Annotated in this window: 17 protein-coding genes; 9 read left to right on the forward strand and 8 right to left on the reverse strand. The window is 71.0% G+C overall.

Annotated elements, in window-relative coordinates; all coding sequences use genetic code 11:
• Nucleotides 1-43 precede the first annotated feature (43 nt).
• Nucleotides 44-1,465: a dihydrolipoyl dehydrogenase family protein gene (locus AC3WLB_RS05445; RefSeq protein WP_492503959.1), complete on the reverse strand. Its 1,422-nt coding sequence runs from the start codon at nucleotides 1,463-1,465 to the stop codon at nucleotides 44-46.
• Nucleotides 1,465-1,893, reverse strand: coding sequence for a hypothetical protein (locus AC3WLB_RS05450; protein ID WP_492503961.1), 429 nt, complete (start codon nucleotides 1,891-1,893; stop codon nucleotides 1,465-1,467). Before AC3WLB_RS05450 ends, AC3WLB_RS05445 begins: the two co-directional genes overlap by 1 nt.
• Before the next feature lie 236 nt (nucleotides 1,894-2,129).
• Between AC3WLB_RS05450 and AC3WLB_RS05455 the strand changes: the two genes are divergently transcribed.
• Nucleotides 2,130-2,723, forward strand: a complete 594-nt coding sequence (locus AC3WLB_RS05455) for a TetR/AcrR family transcriptional regulator (RefSeq protein ID WP_492503963.1) — start codon at nucleotides 2,130-2,132, stop codon at nucleotides 2,721-2,723.
• A 66-nt stretch (nucleotides 2,724-2,789) separates the two neighbouring features.
• On the opposite strand, the gene AC3WLB_RS05460 is transcribed toward AC3WLB_RS05455, so the two are convergent.
• The 3 genes from AC3WLB_RS05460 to AC3WLB_RS05470 form a co-directional block, all read right to left on the reverse strand.
• The gene (locus tag AC3WLB_RS05460; protein WP_492503965.1) at nucleotides 2,790-4,232 is read right to left on the reverse strand and encodes a DHA2 family efflux MFS transporter permease subunit; all 1,443 of its coding nucleotides are present in this window, start codon (nucleotides 4,230-4,232) and stop codon (nucleotides 2,790-2,792) included.
• Nucleotides 4,233-4,326: 94 nt separating this feature from the next.
• Entirely contained in the window at nucleotides 4,327-4,890 is a 564-nt protein-coding gene (locus AC3WLB_RS05465; RefSeq protein ID WP_492503967.1) for a TetR/AcrR family transcriptional regulator, read from the reverse strand.
• A gap of 69 nt (nucleotides 4,891-4,959) precedes the next feature.
• Nucleotides 4,960-5,631 (reverse strand): GntR family transcriptional regulator, encoded by a 672-nt coding sequence (locus AC3WLB_RS05470; protein WP_492503969.1) that lies wholly within the window; start codon nucleotides 5,629-5,631, stop codon nucleotides 4,960-4,962.
• Between the two features lie 130 nt (nucleotides 5,632-5,761).
• Between AC3WLB_RS05470 and AC3WLB_RS05475 the strand changes: the two genes are divergently transcribed.
• Genes AC3WLB_RS05475 through AC3WLB_RS05495 form a run of 5 tightly spaced genes read left to right on the forward strand, consistent with a single transcriptional unit; the run spans nucleotide 5,762 to nucleotide 11,534 of the window.
• Nucleotides 5,762-6,805, forward strand: coding sequence for a sugar ABC transporter substrate-binding protein (locus AC3WLB_RS05475; protein ID WP_492503971.1), 1,044 nt, complete (start codon nucleotides 5,762-5,764; stop codon nucleotides 6,803-6,805).
• A 43-nt stretch (nucleotides 6,806-6,848) separates the two neighbouring features.
• Entirely contained in the window at nucleotides 6,849-7,937 is a 1,089-nt protein-coding gene (locus AC3WLB_RS05480) for a mandelate racemase/muconate lactonizing enzyme family protein (protein ID WP_492503973.1), read from the forward strand.
• On the forward strand, nucleotides 7,934-8,998 hold the full coding sequence (locus AC3WLB_RS05485; RefSeq protein WP_022898269.1) for an ABC transporter permease subunit: 1,065 nt from the start codon (nucleotides 7,934-7,936) through the stop codon (nucleotides 8,996-8,998). The genes AC3WLB_RS05480 and AC3WLB_RS05485 overlap by 4 nt, the downstream gene beginning before the upstream one ends.
• Complete coding sequence (locus tag AC3WLB_RS05490; RefSeq protein ID WP_492503976.1) at nucleotides 8,995-10,014, forward strand: ABC transporter permease; 1,020 nt, start codon at nucleotides 8,995-8,997, stop codon at nucleotides 10,012-10,014. The genes AC3WLB_RS05485 and AC3WLB_RS05490 overlap by 4 nt, the downstream gene beginning before the upstream one ends.
• Nucleotides 10,011-11,534, forward strand: a complete 1,524-nt coding sequence (locus AC3WLB_RS05495) for a sugar ABC transporter ATP-binding protein (protein WP_492503978.1) — start codon at nucleotides 10,011-10,013, stop codon at nucleotides 11,532-11,534. Before AC3WLB_RS05490 ends, AC3WLB_RS05495 begins: the two co-directional genes overlap by 4 nt.
• Before the next feature lie 3 nt (nucleotides 11,535-11,537).
• Here the strand turns inward: AC3WLB_RS05495 and AC3WLB_RS05500 are convergent, their stop codons facing one another.
• Complete coding sequence (locus tag AC3WLB_RS05500) at nucleotides 11,538-12,305, reverse strand: IclR family transcriptional regulator (RefSeq protein ID WP_492503980.1); 768 nt, start codon at nucleotides 12,303-12,305, stop codon at nucleotides 11,538-11,540.
• A gap of 177 nt (nucleotides 12,306-12,482) precedes the next feature.
• Here AC3WLB_RS05500 and AC3WLB_RS05505 point away from each other — a divergent pair, with 177 nt between their 5' ends.
• From AC3WLB_RS05505 to AC3WLB_RS05515, 3 genes are read left to right on the forward strand one after another with little or no spacing between them, the layout of a single operon-like run.
• Nucleotides 12,483-13,190 (forward strand): CoA transferase subunit A, encoded by a 708-nt coding sequence (locus tag AC3WLB_RS05505; RefSeq protein WP_492503982.1) that lies wholly within the window; start codon nucleotides 12,483-12,485, stop codon nucleotides 13,188-13,190.
• Nucleotides 13,191-13,224: 34 nt separating this feature from the next.
• Nucleotides 13,225-13,899, forward strand: coding sequence for a CoA transferase subunit B (locus tag AC3WLB_RS05510; protein WP_492503984.1), 675 nt, complete (start codon nucleotides 13,225-13,227; stop codon nucleotides 13,897-13,899).
• Nucleotides 13,896-15,068: an acetyl-CoA C-acyltransferase gene (locus tag AC3WLB_RS05515; RefSeq protein WP_492503986.1), complete on the forward strand. Its 1,173-nt coding sequence runs from the start codon at nucleotides 13,896-13,898 to the stop codon at nucleotides 15,066-15,068. Before AC3WLB_RS05510 ends, AC3WLB_RS05515 begins: the two co-directional genes overlap by 4 nt.
• A gap of 15 nt (nucleotides 15,069-15,083) precedes the next feature.
• On the opposite strand, the gene AC3WLB_RS05520 is transcribed toward AC3WLB_RS05515, so the two are convergent.
• Together AC3WLB_RS05520 and AC3WLB_RS05525 are read right to left on the reverse strand one after the other, a co-directional pair.
• Nucleotides 15,084-15,899, reverse strand: coding sequence for a glucose 1-dehydrogenase (locus AC3WLB_RS05520; protein WP_492503988.1), 816 nt, complete (start codon nucleotides 15,897-15,899; stop codon nucleotides 15,084-15,086).
• Nucleotides 15,892-16,941, reverse strand: a complete 1,050-nt coding sequence (locus AC3WLB_RS05525) for a sugar ABC transporter substrate-binding protein (protein ID WP_492503990.1) — start codon at nucleotides 16,939-16,941, stop codon at nucleotides 15,892-15,894. Before AC3WLB_RS05525 ends, AC3WLB_RS05520 begins: the two co-directional genes overlap by 8 nt.
• Between the last annotated feature and the right edge of the window lie 33 nt (nucleotides 16,942-16,974).

Below are 16,974 nucleotides of genomic sequence, written 5' to 3' on the forward strand. Positions count from 1 at the left end.
GTGTGATTCGGGTGGGTGGATGGACGGATGGTCGGGGTGGCCGCTAGGGCCGGCCGTAGGTCTCGAGCAGACGCAGCCAGATCTCGCTGATGGTGGGGTAGGCGGGCACCGCGTGCCAGAGCCGGGCGATCGGAACCTCACCCACGATGGCGACGGTGGCGGAGTGGAGCAGTTCAGCGACATCCTGCCCCACGAACGTGGCTCCGACCACCACCGAACGGCTCTCGTCGACGACGAGCTTGGCTCGCCCGGAGTAGCCGTCGGCGTGCAGCTTCGCGCCCGCGACCCAGCCGAGGTCGTACTCGACCGCGCGCACGTCGAGGCCCTTGGCCCGCGCATCCGCTTCAGTCAGGCCCACCCGGGCCACCTCGGGGTCGGTGAACACGACGTGCGGCACCGCCGCGTGGTCGGCGGTCGCGACGTGCTCGCCCCAGGCATCGGCGCGGAGGCCCGTGCCCGTGAGGCGCGCGGCGATCGCCTCGCCGGCGGCCCGGGCCTGGTAGTTGCCCTGGTGCGTGAGCAGCGCACGGCCGTTGACGTCGCCGACCGCGTAGAGCCAGTCGGTGCCGTCGACGAGCAGGGTGTCGTCGACCGAGAGCCACTCCCCCGGCACCAGACCGACGGATTCGACACCCAGGTCCAGCGTGGCCGGCCGCCGGCCCGTCGCCACCAGGATCTCGTCGGCAAGCACCGTCGTGCCATCACTCAGTTCGGTCGTGACGACGCCGGTGGCGTCGCGGTCGACCCGCAGCGGGCGCACGCCCAACCGCACGTCGACACCCAGCGCGCGGAGCGACTCGGCCACGAGCTCGCCGGCGAACGGCTCCTCGCGGTCGAGCAGGGCACCCCGGGCCACCAGGGTGACCTGGGAACCGAGGGATGCCCAGGCGGTGGCGAGCTCGGTGCCCGCGACCCCGCCGCCCACCACGGCCAGGCGCGGCGGCACGGCCGTGGCGCTGGTGGCTTCGCGGGTGCCCCACGGCGCCGCGTCGGCGAGCCCCGGGATGTCGGGCAGCACGGGCAGCGATCCGGTCGCGATGGCGACGGCTGCCGCGGTGTATCCGCGCCCGTCCACCTCGATCGCGCCGCGGCCGGTCAGGCGCCCGCGTCCGCGCAGCAGGTCGATGCCGGCCGATTCGAGCCACTCGACCTGCCCGTCATCCTTCCAGTCGCTGGCGAACGCGGTGCGGCGGGCGAGCACGGCGGCTGCGTCGAGCGCACCCGACACCGCCTGGCGCGCGCCGGCCAGACGTTCGACCGCGCGGAGGGCGTGGCCGCTGCGCAGCAGTGCCTTCGAGGGCATGCACGCCCAGTAGGAGCACTCGCCGCCGACGAGTTCCGACTCCACGATGGCCACGCGCAGGCCGCGCTTGACCGCGTAGTCGGCCACGTTCTCGCCGACCGGGCCGGCACCGACGACGATGAGGTCGTAGTCGGGCGTGTTCGCGCCGAAGTCGCCCGCCATCAGGCGCGCACCGCGCGGGTGAGGCGGATGGCCGAGACGAGGAACAGCACGCCGCCGAGGGTCGCGTACCCGGCGACCGACGTCACGCTGGTCGCGCCGCCGAGGCCCTGCGCGAGGAAGGCGAAGCCGACCAGCACCGAAAGGCCGCCGCTGAACATGAGCGGCCACTGGCCACCGAGCGTGCGGCGGCTGATTCCGGTGAGCAGCTGGGTGGCGCCGGCCAGCACGGCCCAGACGCCCCAGACCGCGAGCACGGCGGCCGGCGAGACGAACGACGCCCAGCCCAGGGCGATGGCGGCCAGGATGCTCACCACGATGTTCACGGTCTCGGTGACGCGCGAGCGGGCTGAGGTGCCGGCGGCTCGCAGCTCGGTGAAGACCGACCCGGCGTCGACGAGCGGGTAGAGCACCAGGAGCACGGTCAGCAAGGGGGCGACGTTCGGTGCGACGAGCGCGAGCAGCAGCGCTCAGACGATCGCGAAGCCGAAGCGGACGAAGTAGAGCCGGCGCAGCGTTCTCGGCAGGGTCGCTGCGGCGGGGAGGGCCGTCGTTGTCATGTGTGTCTTCCGTTTCCGTGATAGTAGACGTACTAGTTCGTCTACTATGGAGACTCTAGAGTGATGGTGCGGTTCGACGCAAGTCCGAACGCCGGAAGGAGCACACGATGACCGACACGTCGACCAGACCGGCCGAGCCGGTGGGCCGCGGGCACGAGGGAGTGGCACGTGCGCGCATCCTCGACGCCGCGTCGGAGCTCATCTACGCCAACGGCATCCGCGGCACCAGCGCCGATCGCATCATCGAGGCCGCCGGCATCACGAAGGTCACCTTCTACCGGCACTTCCGCACCAAGACCGACCTGGTCGTCGCCTACCTCGAGCGGCAGGCCGAGCTCGAGCAGGGCGCGTTCCTCGCCGCCCGGGTCGAGGGCGACGGCATCCATTCGCTGCAGAACATCGCCGGCTTCATCGGCGCGGCCAGCTGCCTGCCCGGATTCCGCGGCTGCGCCTTCATCAACGCCGCCGCCGAGACGCCCGACGCCGGCGACCCGGTGCGGAGCGTCGTCGAGGCCCACCGAAGCTGGATGCGCGATTTCTTCGCCGCGATCGCCGCCGACGCGGGGGCACCCGACCCGGAGGCCACCGCCCGCCGCCTCATGATGCTGCGCGACGGCGCGATGGTGGCGGGCTACCTGGGCGACCCCGACGAGATCAGCGCCACCCTCGAGGAGGCCTTCCGCGTGGCCCTCGGACGCTGAAACGGCCGGCTCCGCTGAGCGAAGCCGGCCGTCTCCCGAGGGCGCTGGCGGTGGAGCGCCGCAGTGTCAGCGGCTCACGCGGGCACGGCTCGCGGCGATCGTCGCGAGCAGCGCGAAGGCCGCGGCTCCCAGGAACACCCAGGAGAACCCGGCGGTCAGCGCATCCGCCGGCGCCGCTCCGACGGCCTCGAGGGCGGCGGTGCGTGCCGTCGCGATGGAGGCGAGGGTGGCGAGGCCGAGCGCACCGCCGATCTGCTGGCTGGTGTTGATGAGTCCGCCGGCGAGGCCCGCCTCGCCGCCCTCGACGCCGTCCACCGCGAGCTGCGTAGCGGTGACGAAGGCACCACCAAGACCGACGCCGATCAGGATGCTCGGGCCGAGGATGTTCGCCACGAACCCGGCGTCGCTCGGCGAGGTCGCCAGCCAGATCAGGCCACCGGCGAGGACGACGAGCGAGCCCATCAGGGTGCCCTTGAGCCCGAGCCGGGCGACGATGGCGGGAGCGACACCGGCCACGATCACGAGAGCGCCGGCGAGCGGCAACTGGCTGAGACCGGCAGCGAGAGCGTCGTAGTGGAGAACGGCCTGAAGGTAGACCGAGAGGGCGAAGAACAGGGCGACCATGGCCGCGCCGACGAGGAGCATGGCGAGATTGCCGACCGTGAGGTTGCGATTGCGGAACACCGCCAGCGGCACGAGCGGATTGGCGCTGCGCCGCTCGATCAGCACGAAGGCGGCGGCGAGAACGACGGCCAGGATGCCGAGGCCGATCGTGACGGGGTGGGCGAAGCCGACCTGCTCCACGGCGCTGAGCGCACCGACGAGGGCCACCAGGGCGCCCGTGATGGTGGCGGCTCCGGGGTAGTCGAGTGGCGACGGCGCACCGGCGCGATCGCGGTTGACGAGCAGCGGAATCAGCACGATCACGATGATGCCCACCGGCACGTTCACGAAGAACACGGCCTGCCAGCCGATGGCCGCCGTCAGCACGCCGCCGAGCAGCACGCCCGCAGCCGAACCGATGCCGGCGACGGCGCCCCAGATGCCGAGGGCCTTGGTGCGATCGGCCGCGGCGGGAAAGAGCTGCGTGACGAGAGCCAGCGCCGCCGGGGCGAGCAAGGCCGCTGACGCGCCCTGCAAGGCGCGCGCACCGAGCAGCATCCCGCTGCTCACCGAGAGACCGGCGAGCATCGACGCGCCGACGAATCCGATCACGCCGACGAGGAACAGCCGGCGATGACCGTACCGGTCGGCGAGCCTTCCGCCGAGGAGCAGGAGACCGCCGAACGGCAGGACGTAGGCGGTGATGACCCAGGCGAGCGCCGCCGTATCCATTGCGAGCTGATCGCCGACCGCGGGCAACGCGATGTTGACGATCGAGGCGTCGAGCACGACCAGGAACTGGGCCAGCGCCAGGATGCTCAGGGCGAACCAGCGGTGGGCACTCCTGCTGTTCGTGGTGGTGTGGTCGCTGGGGGATTCAGCGGCAGCGGTGGGCGATTTCGTCATGGGATTCTCCTTGTTCGGATGGGGCCGGGTTGGAGAGTGAATAGACACTCACTCTTACGGACATGAGGAAAGGAAGACGGTTGAGGGGCGTGGGTCAGTCGGGGTGGCGGATGCCGTGCGACAGGAGGTCGGCCCACGACTCCGGGATCTCCTCGATGCGAGCCGTGACGATGAGATGGCACAGCTGGCCGTAGGCGATGAAACGCTGCACGGCGTCGTCGTCGCCGCCCGAGCGGCTCTTGGCGAACGTGGTCACCTTCGCCAAGCCCGCCCGGAACGCGTCGCCGATCTCGGGGATCTCGGCGACCGACTGGGCGTGCACCTGCAGCATGAGCAGGCTGCGATCGTTGATCAACTCGGCGTACGCACCACCCATGGCATCGAGCACGGAGTCGGCGTCCTGGGCCGCCGCGGCGTCGGCGCCCTCCCCCAGGGCCGCCACCACCTGCTCGAAGCAGCGCTCCAGCGCGGCCACGAAGAGGCGCTCCTTGCTGGGGAAGAGTTTGAAGACGTAGGCGGGCGAGATCTTCGCCTCGCGAGCCACGTCGGCGATCGTGGTGCCGTGGAATCCGCCGCGAGCGAATTCGCGCACCGCGGCGTCGGTGACGAGCGGTCGCCGCGCATCCGCGGTGGAGAGGACTGAGCTTCGAGGTGCCATAAGAGTGACTGTACACTCACTCATCCTGCGAGCGCAAGGCCGCGATGTGCGCCGGGGCGGCGGGCGGGGTCAGCGGTGGACGGCCAGGACCCGGTCGAGGGAGAGGGTGAGGTGCGTCGCCATGGCGGCCTCGGCCGCGGCAGGGCCGCCGGCGTCGATGGCAGCGACCACGGCGGCGTGCTCGTCGACCGTGTGGTGCCCGTAGGTGCCCGAGTACGACAGCCGGAAGATGTGCAGGTGGCAGTGCGTGCGCTCGTAGGTGCGCCGGATGAGCGTATTGCCCGCCCCCTCGAAGACGAGACCGTGCAACCGCTCGTCGTGCGCCGCGAGCTCGATGGCCGGCAGCGGCCCCTGGCGGGCGCTCATCGAGGCGAGCTCGTCGTCGAGCGCCTGCACCACGCCGGCGTCGTGGCGCCGGGCCGCAGCGGCGGCCGCCGCCGGCTCGAGCAGCCGGCGCAGCTCATAGAGCTCGATCAACTCCTCACGGGTGAGCAGTTCGGTGGTGCGGTAGCCGCGCAGCGGCACCTTCAGCACCAGGTCTTCGGACTCGAGCCCGGCGAGCGCCTCACGAACGGGGGTGGGTGAGACGGCGAGCCGGCGCGCCACATCCTCGATGTTGATCCGCTCCCCCGGCGGGATGGCACCCGACATGATGAGCGCGCGCAACCGCTCGTACACCTCGGTCGGCCGGGGCGCAGCGGATGCGCGGTCGAGCGACGTGAGGAACGTTCCCTCGAGCATCGTCACCCCTTTCCGCTCGGCAGCGACGCCGTCGCACCACTGCGATTGACATCATCCAATCTATCGTGCACGATGTCAGAAATCCTATAGGGAAATCCAATAGGATTCAGACACCGATGGAGGCTCAACGATGAGACGCGTTACCCTTTCGATCGCCGTCGCGGCGACCGCGCTCGGCGCCATGCTGCTGAGCGGCTGCACCCCCCAAGGCTCGAGCGGCGGTGGGGAGGCCACCGGCCTCGACTCCGTGAAGGTCGCGCTGGTACCGGGCGGCCCGCATCCGTACTTCCAGCCCTGGGTCGCCGCGGGCGAGAAGGCCAAGACCGACTTCGGCCTCGGCGGCACCACCTTCAACGAGACCGCCGGCTGGGACCAGACGAAGGAGAACGACGTCATCAACTCCCTCGTCGCCAACGGCTACAACGCGTTCGGGGTGTTCGGCGTCTCGCCGACCGACATCAACTCCACCTTCCAGAACCTGCGGCAGAACGGCATCGCGAGCGCCGCACTCGGCTCCTGCCCGGCCGGCGACACCAACGACGCCGACTTCTGCCTCTCCACCGACACCGAAGAGGCCGCGTACAAGGCGGCGCAGGCCACCATCCAGGCCATGGGCGGCAAGGGCGTGCTCGCCCACCTCACCGGCGTCAACGTCGACTCCAACACCCAGCGGCGCATCGCCGGCGTGAAGAAGGCCGTCGAGGAGACGAACGGCGCCGTCACCCTGCTGCCCGACATCACCGACGTCGACACCGACCTCACCACGGCGCAGAAGGCGGTGGCCGACCTGCTCGCCTCGAAGGGCTCGGAGATCACCGGCATCGTCTCCACCGCCTACAACCCGGCCGTCGCCGCGGCCACCGCCGTCGCCGAGTCGGGCCTGCCGATCGCGCTCGTGGCGATCGACGACGACGAGACCATCCTCAAGGCGATCGAAGACGGATCGGTCTACGCGACCATCGCGCAGAACCCCACCGGCCAGGCCTACGTCGGCAGCTACGCGCTGGCGAAGCTGGCGAGCAAGGAGTGCACGATGGCCGAACCCGGCGCGATCATCGACTCCGGCTCGTTCGTGGTCACGAAGGACAACGTGGCCACCTACGACGACGAGCGCACCGCGGCGAGCGAGCAGTTGCTGAAGGAGTTCGACTCGAAGTACCTCGACTGCAAGTAGCACGCAGCACGTAGCCGCCCGAACCCGAACGACCGGAGTCACCATGCCGAGAATCACCACCGCCCGCGCCTACCTCGTCGACCTGGAGGTCGAGACCGTGCGCACCGACGCCGTGCAGAGCTTTCTGAAACAGGAGACGGTGTTCGTCGAGATCGCCACCGACGACGGGCTGACCGGCACCGGATACTCGTACACCATCGGCACCGGTGGGCGGGCGGTGCTCTCGATGCTGCGGGAGCACCTGCTCGAGCGGTTGGTGGGGCGGGAGGCGGCCGACGTCGAGGCGGCCTGGGTCGACCTGTTCGCCTCGACCCGGGCCACCACGACCGGGGCCATCACCTCACTCGCCCTCGCCGCCGTCGACACCGCCCTGTGGGACCTCAAGGCCCTGCGCGCCGGCGCACCGCTGTGGCAGGTGGCGGGTGGCTACCGGCGCGAGGTGCCGCTGTACGACACGGAGGGCGGATGGCTGCACCTCAGCACGGCCGAGATCGTCGAGGGCGCGTTGCGGTCGAAGGCGGCCGGCTGGGCGGGGCTCAAGGTGAAGGTCGGCAGCCCGCACGTCGCCGACGACGTCGAGCGGCTGCGGGCCGTGCGCGACGCCGTCGGCGACCGCGTCGACATCATGGTCGACGCGAACCAGTCGATGACGGGGGCCGAAGCCATCCGCCGCGCCAAGGCCTTCGAACCCCTCGACCTGTACTGGTTCGAAGAGCCGCTGCCGGCCGACGACATCGCCGGGCACCGCACACTGGCGCGCTCCACGAGCATCCCGATCGCCGTCGGCGAGTCGATGTACTCGGTCAGCCAGTTCCGGGAGTACCTCCAGCGCGGGGCGGCCGGCATCGTGCAGGTCGACGTGGCGCGGGTGGGCGGCATCACACCCTGGCTCAAGGTGGCGCACCTCGCCGAGGCCTTCAACGTCGCGGTGTGCCCGCACTTCCTGATGGAACTGCACGTGAGCCTCGTGGGCGCGGTGCCCAACGGGCGCTACGTCGAGCACATCCCGCAGCTGCGCGCCATCACCCTCCGCGAGATGGAGATCGCCGACGGTCACGCGCTCGCCCCGCAACAGCCCGGCCTCGGCATCGAATGGAACCGCGACGCCATCGACGACCGGATCGTCGCATGAACGAGCCGGGACTCCTCCGCCGCTTCGTGGCCACGCCGCGGTTCGTGCTGGTCGTCATCATCGTGCTGCTCGTCGCGGTACTCGTGGCGGTCAAGCCGTCGTTCCTCAACGGGACCTTCGTCATCGCGCCGTTGCTCACGAGCATCGCGGTGTTCACCGTGGTGGGCCTGGCGCAGATGATGGTGCTGTCGATCGGGCACATGAACATCGCCGTGGGCCAGATGGCCGCGTTCGGCGCCATGGTCTCCGGCATCACCTTCGACCTCGCCGGCTGGCCGCTGGTGGCCGGCATCGCCGCCGGGCTCGTGGCCGGCGCCGCGATCGGCGCGCTCACCGGCTGGATCATCGCACGCACGGGCGTCAACTCGTTCATCGTCACCCTCGCCATGAGCTTCGCGCTGCTCGGCCTGGTGCCGACGATCTACTCGTCGCTCAGCGCGGGATCGGCGTTCACGACGAAGCCGGCAGGCTTCGACCTGCTGGGGCGCGGCTCGTTCGCCGACGTCTGTCTCGTCGGCTGGTGCGGCCCCGCCGCCATTCCGCTGATCGTGGTGCCCGTGGCGCTCGTCATGGTGCTCGTCGCCGTGCTGTTCACGAAGACCCGGGTGGGCCGCGAACTGCTGCTGACCGGGGCGAGCGTCAAGGCGGCCGAGCTCTCCGGCATCCCCACCGGGCGGCGCATCGTGCTGGCCCACGCTCTCTCGGGTGCCCTGGCGGCGCTCGCGGGCATCCTGCTCGCCACGAGCATCGGCTCGTTCACACCGTCGATCGGAGACGAGTTCATGCTGCAGTCGTTCGTGGGGCCGATCCTCGGCGGCACGCTGCTCGCGGGCGGCTACGTCTCGGTGGTCGGCACCTTCCTCGGCATCACCCTCACCCTCGTCATCCGCAAGGGGCTCGAACTGTTCGGGGTGGGGATCGAGACGCTCAACGTGCTGCTCGGCGTGATCCTCCTCGTCGCGCTCTCCGCCGACCGCGTGCGCGAGGTGCGGCTGCGGCGCGGTCGCACCCCCGATGCGTCGGGCGCCGCGACGCCCGAGCGCGAGGAGGTGGCGGCATGAACCGGTCGGTCTCCGCCCTCCTGCGCTCCCAGAGCGCCACCCTCATCGCCATCGTCGTGGTCGGCACGGTGCTGCTCGGCATCGCCTCCCAGGGCGACCTGTTCTCGCCCGTGGGGCTGCGCACCTTCTTCCAGTTCCTCGCCGTGCCCATCCTCATCGGCCTCGCGCAGATGATCACGGTGGCCGTGGGCCAGCTCAACCTCGCCGTCGGTGCCATCGGCGGTGTGGCGGCGGCGCTCTCGGCCGTGCTGATGGCGGATGTCGGCGTGCCGCCGCTCCTCGGCGCGCTCGTGCCACTCGTGGTCGGCGCCCTGGCCGGGCTCGGCAACGGGCTGCTCGTCATGCTCACGCGCATCAACGGCTTCATCGTGACCCTCGCCACCATGACCATCCTGCTCGGCGCCCAGTACGCACTGGTCGGCACCCGCACGGTGTCGGCGTCGAACTGGGAGCCGCTCGCGGCGGTGGGCAAGGCGACGGTGGCGGGCATCCCGGTCATCTTCTTCGCGGCCGTCGCCGTGGCGGTGGTCGTTGCGATCGCCTTCCGGTTCACCCTCACCGGGCGGCAGCTGCTCGCGAGCGGCGACAACCCCGAGGCGGCGCGACTGGCCGGCATCTCGAACGATCGCAGCGTGGTGGTGGCGCACACCGCGTCCGGGCTCCTCTGCGGGGTCGCCGCCCTGGTGAGCCTCGCGTCGCTGCCCGGAGTGAACCAGAGCGTCGGCGGCGACTGGCTGCTGCCGAGTTTCGCGGCGCCGATCATCGGTGGCGTGGCGCTCACCGGTGGCACCGTCGCCGTGCTCGGCACCGTGCTCGCCGCCACGGTGGTGCGCCTGGTCGACACCGCCCGCGCCGAGTTCCAGCTCGCGCCGGCCTGGGTCAACTTCGTCATCGGTGCCGTCGTGCTCGGCACCGTCGCCCTCGACCGCGTGCGGCAGGTGCGCGCCGAACGCCGGCGAGGTGCCCTCCGCGCCGCCGGCCCGCAGAACGTCACACCCGTGGAGGCCACCCGATGACGACCACTCCCCTGCTCGAGGCGATCGGCCTCTCGAAGTCGTTCCCCGGCGTCAAGGCGCTCGACGGCGTGAACCTGCGCCTCGCTCCCGGCTCGGTGCACGCGCTGCTCGGCGAGAACGGCGCCGGCAAGTCCACCCTCATCAAGGCGCTCACCGGGGTGCATCGCCCCGATGCCGGGTCGATCGTGGTGGCCGGCCGCGAGCAGCGTTTCGCCGACCCGGCTGCGGCGCGCGCCGCGGGCATCGGCGTCGTGCACCAGGAACGCAACGTCATCCGCAGCTTCACGGTGGGCGAGAACATCGTGATGGAACGGATGCCCCGCTCGGCCGGCCGCATCGACTGGTCGAAGGTGCGCCGTGAGGCGGCCGCGTGCCTGGCGCTCCTGGACGTCGACCTCGACCCGGCCACCCCCATCACCGAGCTCTCCTCGGCGCAGATGCAGCTGGTCGAGATCGCCCGTGCGCTCTACACCGAGACCCGGGTGCTGCTGCTCGACGAGCCGACGGCCTCGATCAGCGGCGCGGAGAGCGACCGCCTGTTCCGGGTGGTCGACCGCCTGCGCGACGACGGCCGGGCGGTGCTCTTCGTGAGCCACAAGCTCGAGGAGGTGTACGCGCACTGCGACACCGTCACCGTGCTCCGCGACGGCAAGTCGGTGCTGGAGTCGCGGCCGCTCGCCGAGCACGCGCACGACGAGATCGTCGACACCATGGTGGGCCGCAGCCTCGGCTCGCTGACGGTGCCGACGCGGTCAGCGCCCCGCGACGTCGCCCCCGCTCTCGAACTCGACGGCGTCACCACCACCGCCGGCCATCACGATGTGTCGCTCGCGGTGCGCCCCGGTGAGATCCTCGGCCTGTACGGCCTGGTCGGCGCGGGCCGCACCGAGCTCGCCCACGCGATCGTGGGGCTGGAACGCATCACCGCCGGGGAGTTGCGGATCGACGGCAGCCCGGCGCGCATCCGCTCGGTGCGCCAGGCCCTGCAGCGCCACCGGCTCGGCTACGTGACCGAGAACCGCAAGGAGGAGGGGGTGTTCCTCGAGCAGAGCATCACCCGCAACATCGCGGTGACGGTGTGGTCGTCGCTGGCCCGCGGAACCGGGCTCGTGAGCGGTCGGCGGGAACGCGAGGTGGTGAGCCGGTACGTCGACGATCTCGACATCCGCATCTCCTCGCTGAACCAACTGGCCGGGCGGCTCTCGGGTGGCAACCAGCAGAAGGTGTCGCTGGCGAAATGGCTGGCGGCGTCGCCGCGCATCCTCATCATCGACGAACCCACCGTGGGCATCGACCTGCGCACCAAGCGCGCGTTCTACGAACTCATCTGGCGGCTGGCCGATGAGGGACTCGCGATCCTGCTCATCTCGAGCGACCTCGCCGAGATGATCACGCTGGCCGACCGGGTGGCCGTGATGGACCGCTTCGCGATCACCGGGGAAGTCGAGAACGACCACGACTACGACTCGATGAGCCGGGAGGTCATCCGCCTCATCCACGCCGACGCGGACGCGCTCTGACGCCTAGCGACCGGCGAGGCGCGTGCTCACCCGGTGGGCGTGCTCGAGCAGCAGTCCGCCGAGTTCCCGCTGGCGGTCAGGCCGGAACCGCGATTCGACGCCGGTGAGGCTGAGGGCCCAGGCGGGCCGGCCCTGGGCGTCGAAGACGGCGGCGCCCATGCCCCAGGACCCCTCCAGGATGAGGGCGGGGTTCACCGCATAGCCGGTCTCACGGGTGAGCGCGATCCGTTCGCGCACCGCGGCGGGCGAGTGCTGCGGCCCCCAGCGCTCCTCGAGCGGCGAGGCGTCGAGGTAGGCGTCGATCTCGGCATCGGCGAGGTAGCTGAGGATGGCGAGGCCCGCCGAGGCCACCCCGAGCGGAAAGCGCACGCCCTCGGAGAGCACGAACGACCGGATCGGGAAGCTCCCCTCCTCGCGCACCAGGCACACCGTCTCCGGGCCGCGGCGCGCCGAGAAGAACGCGCTCTCCCCCGTCTCGGCGGCGAGCGCCCGAACGCTCTCGCGGGCCGCCTCGGTGACGTCGTAGCGGTCGGCGGCGAGCGAGCCGAGCAGGTAGAGCTCGGGGCCCAGGAACCAGCGGGCGGCCCCCGGGTCGTGGTCGACGAAGCCCTCGGCGGCGAGGGAGGTGAGCAGCCGGTGGGCGGTGGGCCGGGTGAGTCCGGTGGCGTGCGCGACGGCGGCGGCCGACACGCCCCGCGGATGCTCGGCCACCACTTTCAGCACCCGGCTCACCCGGGAGACCACCTGCGCTCCCGGCGTCGGGTCAGCCATGGTGGCGCATCCAGTTGTCCATATTGTGAGCATAGCGCCGTCCTGCGCCCAGACTGCGAGGCATCGACGACGCCCTGGCGTTTCGGCCTTTGACAGCGGATGCGCGCCCTCATAGCGTCGGCACGAAGGAGCCCCACCGACCACGTGGTGGACAGCGATCGAACACGAGGGAGTGACATGGCGAAGCGGTGGAGCAGTGCGGCCGAGGCGATCGCCGGATGCGTCACCGACGGCGCGGTGATCGCGGTCGGCGGGTTCGGCCTCTCCGGCAACCCGAGCGACCTGATCGAGGCGCTCCGCGACACCGGCGCACGCGACCTCACGATCGTGTCGAACAACATGGGTGTGGACGGCAAGGGCCTCGGCATCCTGCTCGAGAACAAGCAGGTGGTGAAGGTGATCGCCTCCTACGTCGGCGAGAACAAGCTCTTCGCCGAGCAGTACCTGAACGGCACGCTCGAGGTGGAGTTCGCCCCGCAGGGCACCCTCGCCGAGCGCCTGCGGGCAGGTGGTGCCGGCATCGCCGGGTTCTACACCAAGACCGGCGTGGGCACCCCGGTGGCCGAGGGCAAGCCGCTCGCCGAGTTCGACGGCGAGACCTACGTGCTCGAGCGGGGCATCCTCGCCGACCTCGCCCTCGTGCACGCCTGGCGTGCCGACGCCGAGGGCAACCTGGTCTACCGGCACACCGCTCGCAACTTCAATCCCCTGGTCGCCACCGCGAGCCACCTCACCATCGCCGAGGCCGAAGAGGTGGTCGACGGCTGGCTCGACCCGAACGTGATCGTCACCCCGGGCATCTACGTGCAGCGGCTCGTGCAGTCGCGGCCGCGGGTGAAGGACATCGAGCAGCGCACCACCCGGCCGCGCGTCGCGGTGGCCTGAGCGTCGCTGCCGCCTGAAACGAAGGAGAAGCCCCATGCCCTGGACCCGCGACGAGATGGCGGCGATCGCCGCCGCCGAACTCCGCGACGGCGAATACGTGAACCTCGGCATCGGCATCCCGACGCTCGTGGCCAACCATCTGCCGCCGGGCGTGAGCGTGACCCTGCAGAGCGAGAACGGGCTGCTCGGCATGGGCCCGTTCCCGTTCGAGGGCGAGGAGGACGCCGACCTCATCAACGCCGGCAAGCAGACCGTCACGCTGCTGCCCGGTGCGAGCATCTTCGACTCCGCCACCTCGTTCGGCATGATCCGCGGCGGCCACGTGGCCAAGGCGATCCTCGGCGCCCTGCAGGTGGCGGGGAACGGCGACCTGGCGAACTGGACCATCCCGGGCAAGCTCGTGAAAGGCATGGGCGGCGCGATGGACCTGGTGGCCGGCACCCCGAGGGTGATCGTGCTCACCGATCACGTCTCCAAAGACGGCACGCCGAAGATCGTCGCCCGCTGCGATCTGCCGCTCACCGGAGCGGGCGTCGTCGACCGCATCATTAGCGACCTCGCCGTGTTCGATGTGACAGGCGGCGGACTGGTGCTGCGGGCGGTGGCGCCGGGCGCATCCGTGGAGCTGGTGCGGGAGAAGACGGGCGCGGAGTTCAGCGTGGAGCTCGACGCGACGGTCGCCGCCACGGTCGCGGGGGCCTCGGCGTGAGCGCCGTCATCGTGGGCTACGCGCGCACGCCCTTCGTGAAGTACTGCGGGCAGTTCCAGGCCGTACCGGCCACCGAGCTCGGCGCCGCCGCCATCCGCTCCGCCCTCGCCCGGGCCGGGGTAGCGCCCGAGGAGGTCGACTTCGTCTACGCCGGCCAGGTGCTGCAGGGTGGAGCCGGCCAGAACCCGGCGCGGCAGTCGGCGGTAGGGGCCGGCATCCCGCTCGGGACCCCGGCCCTCACCCTCAACGCGGTGTGCCTGTCGGGCATGGAGGCGATCATCGCGGGCGCGCGGCTGATCGACGCGGGCGAGGCGGATGTCGTCGTGGCGGTCGGTCAAGAGTCGATGACGCTCGCGCCGCACGCCTGGTCAGGCTCGCGGGCGGGGAAGCGCTACGGCGCGATCGAGCTGATCGACACCATGGACCACGACGGCCTGAGCGACGCCTTCGAGCAGCGTTCGATGGGGGCCTCGACCGAGGCGCGCAACGACTCGCTCGGCCTGACGCGGGTGGATCAGGATGCGTGGGCCGCCGCATCGCACCAGCGTCTGGCCGCGTCGGCCGGGTTCCTCGCCGGCGAGATCGAGCCGTTCGAGGTGCCGGGCCGCAAGGGCGCGACGGTCGTGTCGGCCGACGACGGCCTGCGCGCCGACACAACGACCGAGTCGCTCGCGGGTCTGCGGGCCGCGTTCGGCGGGTCGGGCACCATCACCGCGGGCAACTCCTCCCAGCTCACGGATGGCGCGGCTGCCGTGGTGCTGATGAGCGAGGCCGCCGCCTCGGCCCATGGGGTCGCCGGCATCGCGCGCATCCTGGCCCACACGTTCGTGGCGGGGCCCGATGTGTCGCTGCACGCTCAGCCGGCGAACGCGATCACGGCCGCCCTGGCCCGGGCCGGACGGGATGCCGGCGACCTCGCGGCGGTGGAGATCAACGAGGCCTTCGCGGCCGTCGCCGTGCACTCCACCCGCGCGCTCGGCGTCGCACCCGAGATCGTGAACGCCCACGGCGGCGCGATCGCCCTCGGCCACCCGATCGGCGCCTCCGGCACCCGCATCGTCGGGCACCTCGCCCGCCGCCTCGCCGCAGCAGGGCCCGGCGCGCTCGGCGCGGCGGGCATCTGCGGCGGCGGCGGGCAAGGCGCGGCCGTATTCCTCGAGGCGCTGTAGCCGCCGGCGCCCGGCTCAGCTGCTCGCGTCGTCGTCGAGGGAGGGACTCAGCAGCGGATTGTAGGAGCCCGGCGTGGCGAGCAGTCCGCCGTCGACGGGCAGGGTGACGCCCGTGATGAACGACGCCTTCGAGGAGCTGAGCCAGATCACCGCCTCGGCGACCTCCTCCGCCGTGCCGAAGCGGTGCAGAGGCTGAGGGGCGAGCATCATCTCCTGGATCGGCTCCGGCGCCGACTGCATGAGCGGTGTCCAGATGGCGCCCGGCGCGACGGCGTTGATGCGGATGCCGAGGTTGGCGTATTCGCCCGCCGCGACTTTCGTGAGGCCCACGACCGCGTGTTTGGTCGAGACGTACGGGCTGGTGAGGGCCGTGCCGATCAGGCCGGAGACCGACGCGGTGTTCACGATCGCGCCGCCGCCGTGCTCCTTCATGTGGCGCAACTCATACTTCATGCACAGCCACACGCCTTTGATGTTGACGTCGAAGACCCGGTCCCACGCGCCCTCCTCCACCTCGGCGGTGAACCCCTCGGCGACGGTGCCGGCGTTGTTGTGCGCGAAGTCGAGTCGACCGAAGTTCGCGACGGTCGCGTCGACCAGATGCTCGACCTGGTCGGCCTCGCTGACGTCGACGGGAACGAAGACCGCGTCGCCCCCCGCCTCCGAGATGAGGCGCACGGTCTCCTCCCCTCCGGCGCGCGACCGTTCCAGGTCGCCGACCACGACGGCGCCCCCGGCCGCGGCGAACGCCAGGGCGCTCGCGCGGCCGATCCCGCTCGCGGCGCCGGTGACGAGCCCGGCCCTCCCGTCGAACCAGCGCGGCTCAGACACCGGTCACCTCGTCGACGTTGTCGAGGCTGACGACGGTGCCCTTGATGTTGATCAGCGGCGGCAGGTCGCCCCCTTGGTCGGTCAGGATGTCGTAGGCGGCGTAGATGGCCTGCGTGCTGAGCGCATCCGAATCCAGGAAGTAGCTGAACGTCACCGCGCCGCTCTGCACCGATTCGACGTCGCTGACCGATCCGGCGTTCATGCCGGTGATGATCTTGCCCTTGGCGATGTTGCCGGCAGCGATCGCGGCGAGGGAGTTGTAGGTGAGGATCGCGTCGACATCCGGGTATTTGGTGAGGATGTCGTTGGCGGCGGTCGCCGCACCCGCCGGGTTGTCGGTCTGGGCGTCGACCCGGCCGAGGAACTTCAGTCCGAACTTCTCGCCCCAGTACTCCTGGCGGTCGCCGACGTACTGCAGCGAGGGAATCGGCAGGCCCACGTTCAGCACGGCGAACGTCGCGCCGGGCTTCTTCTCGGCCACAGCGCGCACGATGGCGTAGGCCTCGTCGTCGTAGGCGTTGCCGATCGAGGCCGAGACCCCGGCGATCGGCTCCTGGGTGAAGTCCCACGGGGTGGCGAAGGCGATCACGGGGACGCCCGCCTCGTTGGCCTTCTTGATGGAGTTGCTCCACGACTCGGGGTTCAGCGGGTAGCCCACGATCGCATCCACGCCCTGGGTCAGCAGCTCGTCGAACTGGGTCACCTGCAGCTGGGCGTCGAGGTTCGCATCCTTGGCGATCATCGTGCCGCCCAGTTCCTCCGTGACCTTCTGGGCGACCTCCTGCTGGTAGTGCGTGACGGGGTAGGCGTCGAACGGGCTGAGATAGCCGATGGTGAACGACTTACCGGGAACCTTCTCTGGGGTGGGGAAGCTGTCCGGGAACCCGGCTTCCGGGCCGTCGTAGGGCACGTCGACGAACTCCGCGGTGGACGCGTCTCCAGTGCTGGCCGGTGCCGCCTCCGTGCTGCATGCGGCCAGGGAGACCCCGATCGCGGTGGCCGCGATCAGGGCGCCGAGACGGACGTGGCGTGGTCGAGTCATTGCGTTCTCCTCATTGAGTGGTGACACGGGTGG

The sequence above is a fragment of the Herbiconiux sp. FW305-C-125 genome, assembly GCF_058783455.1.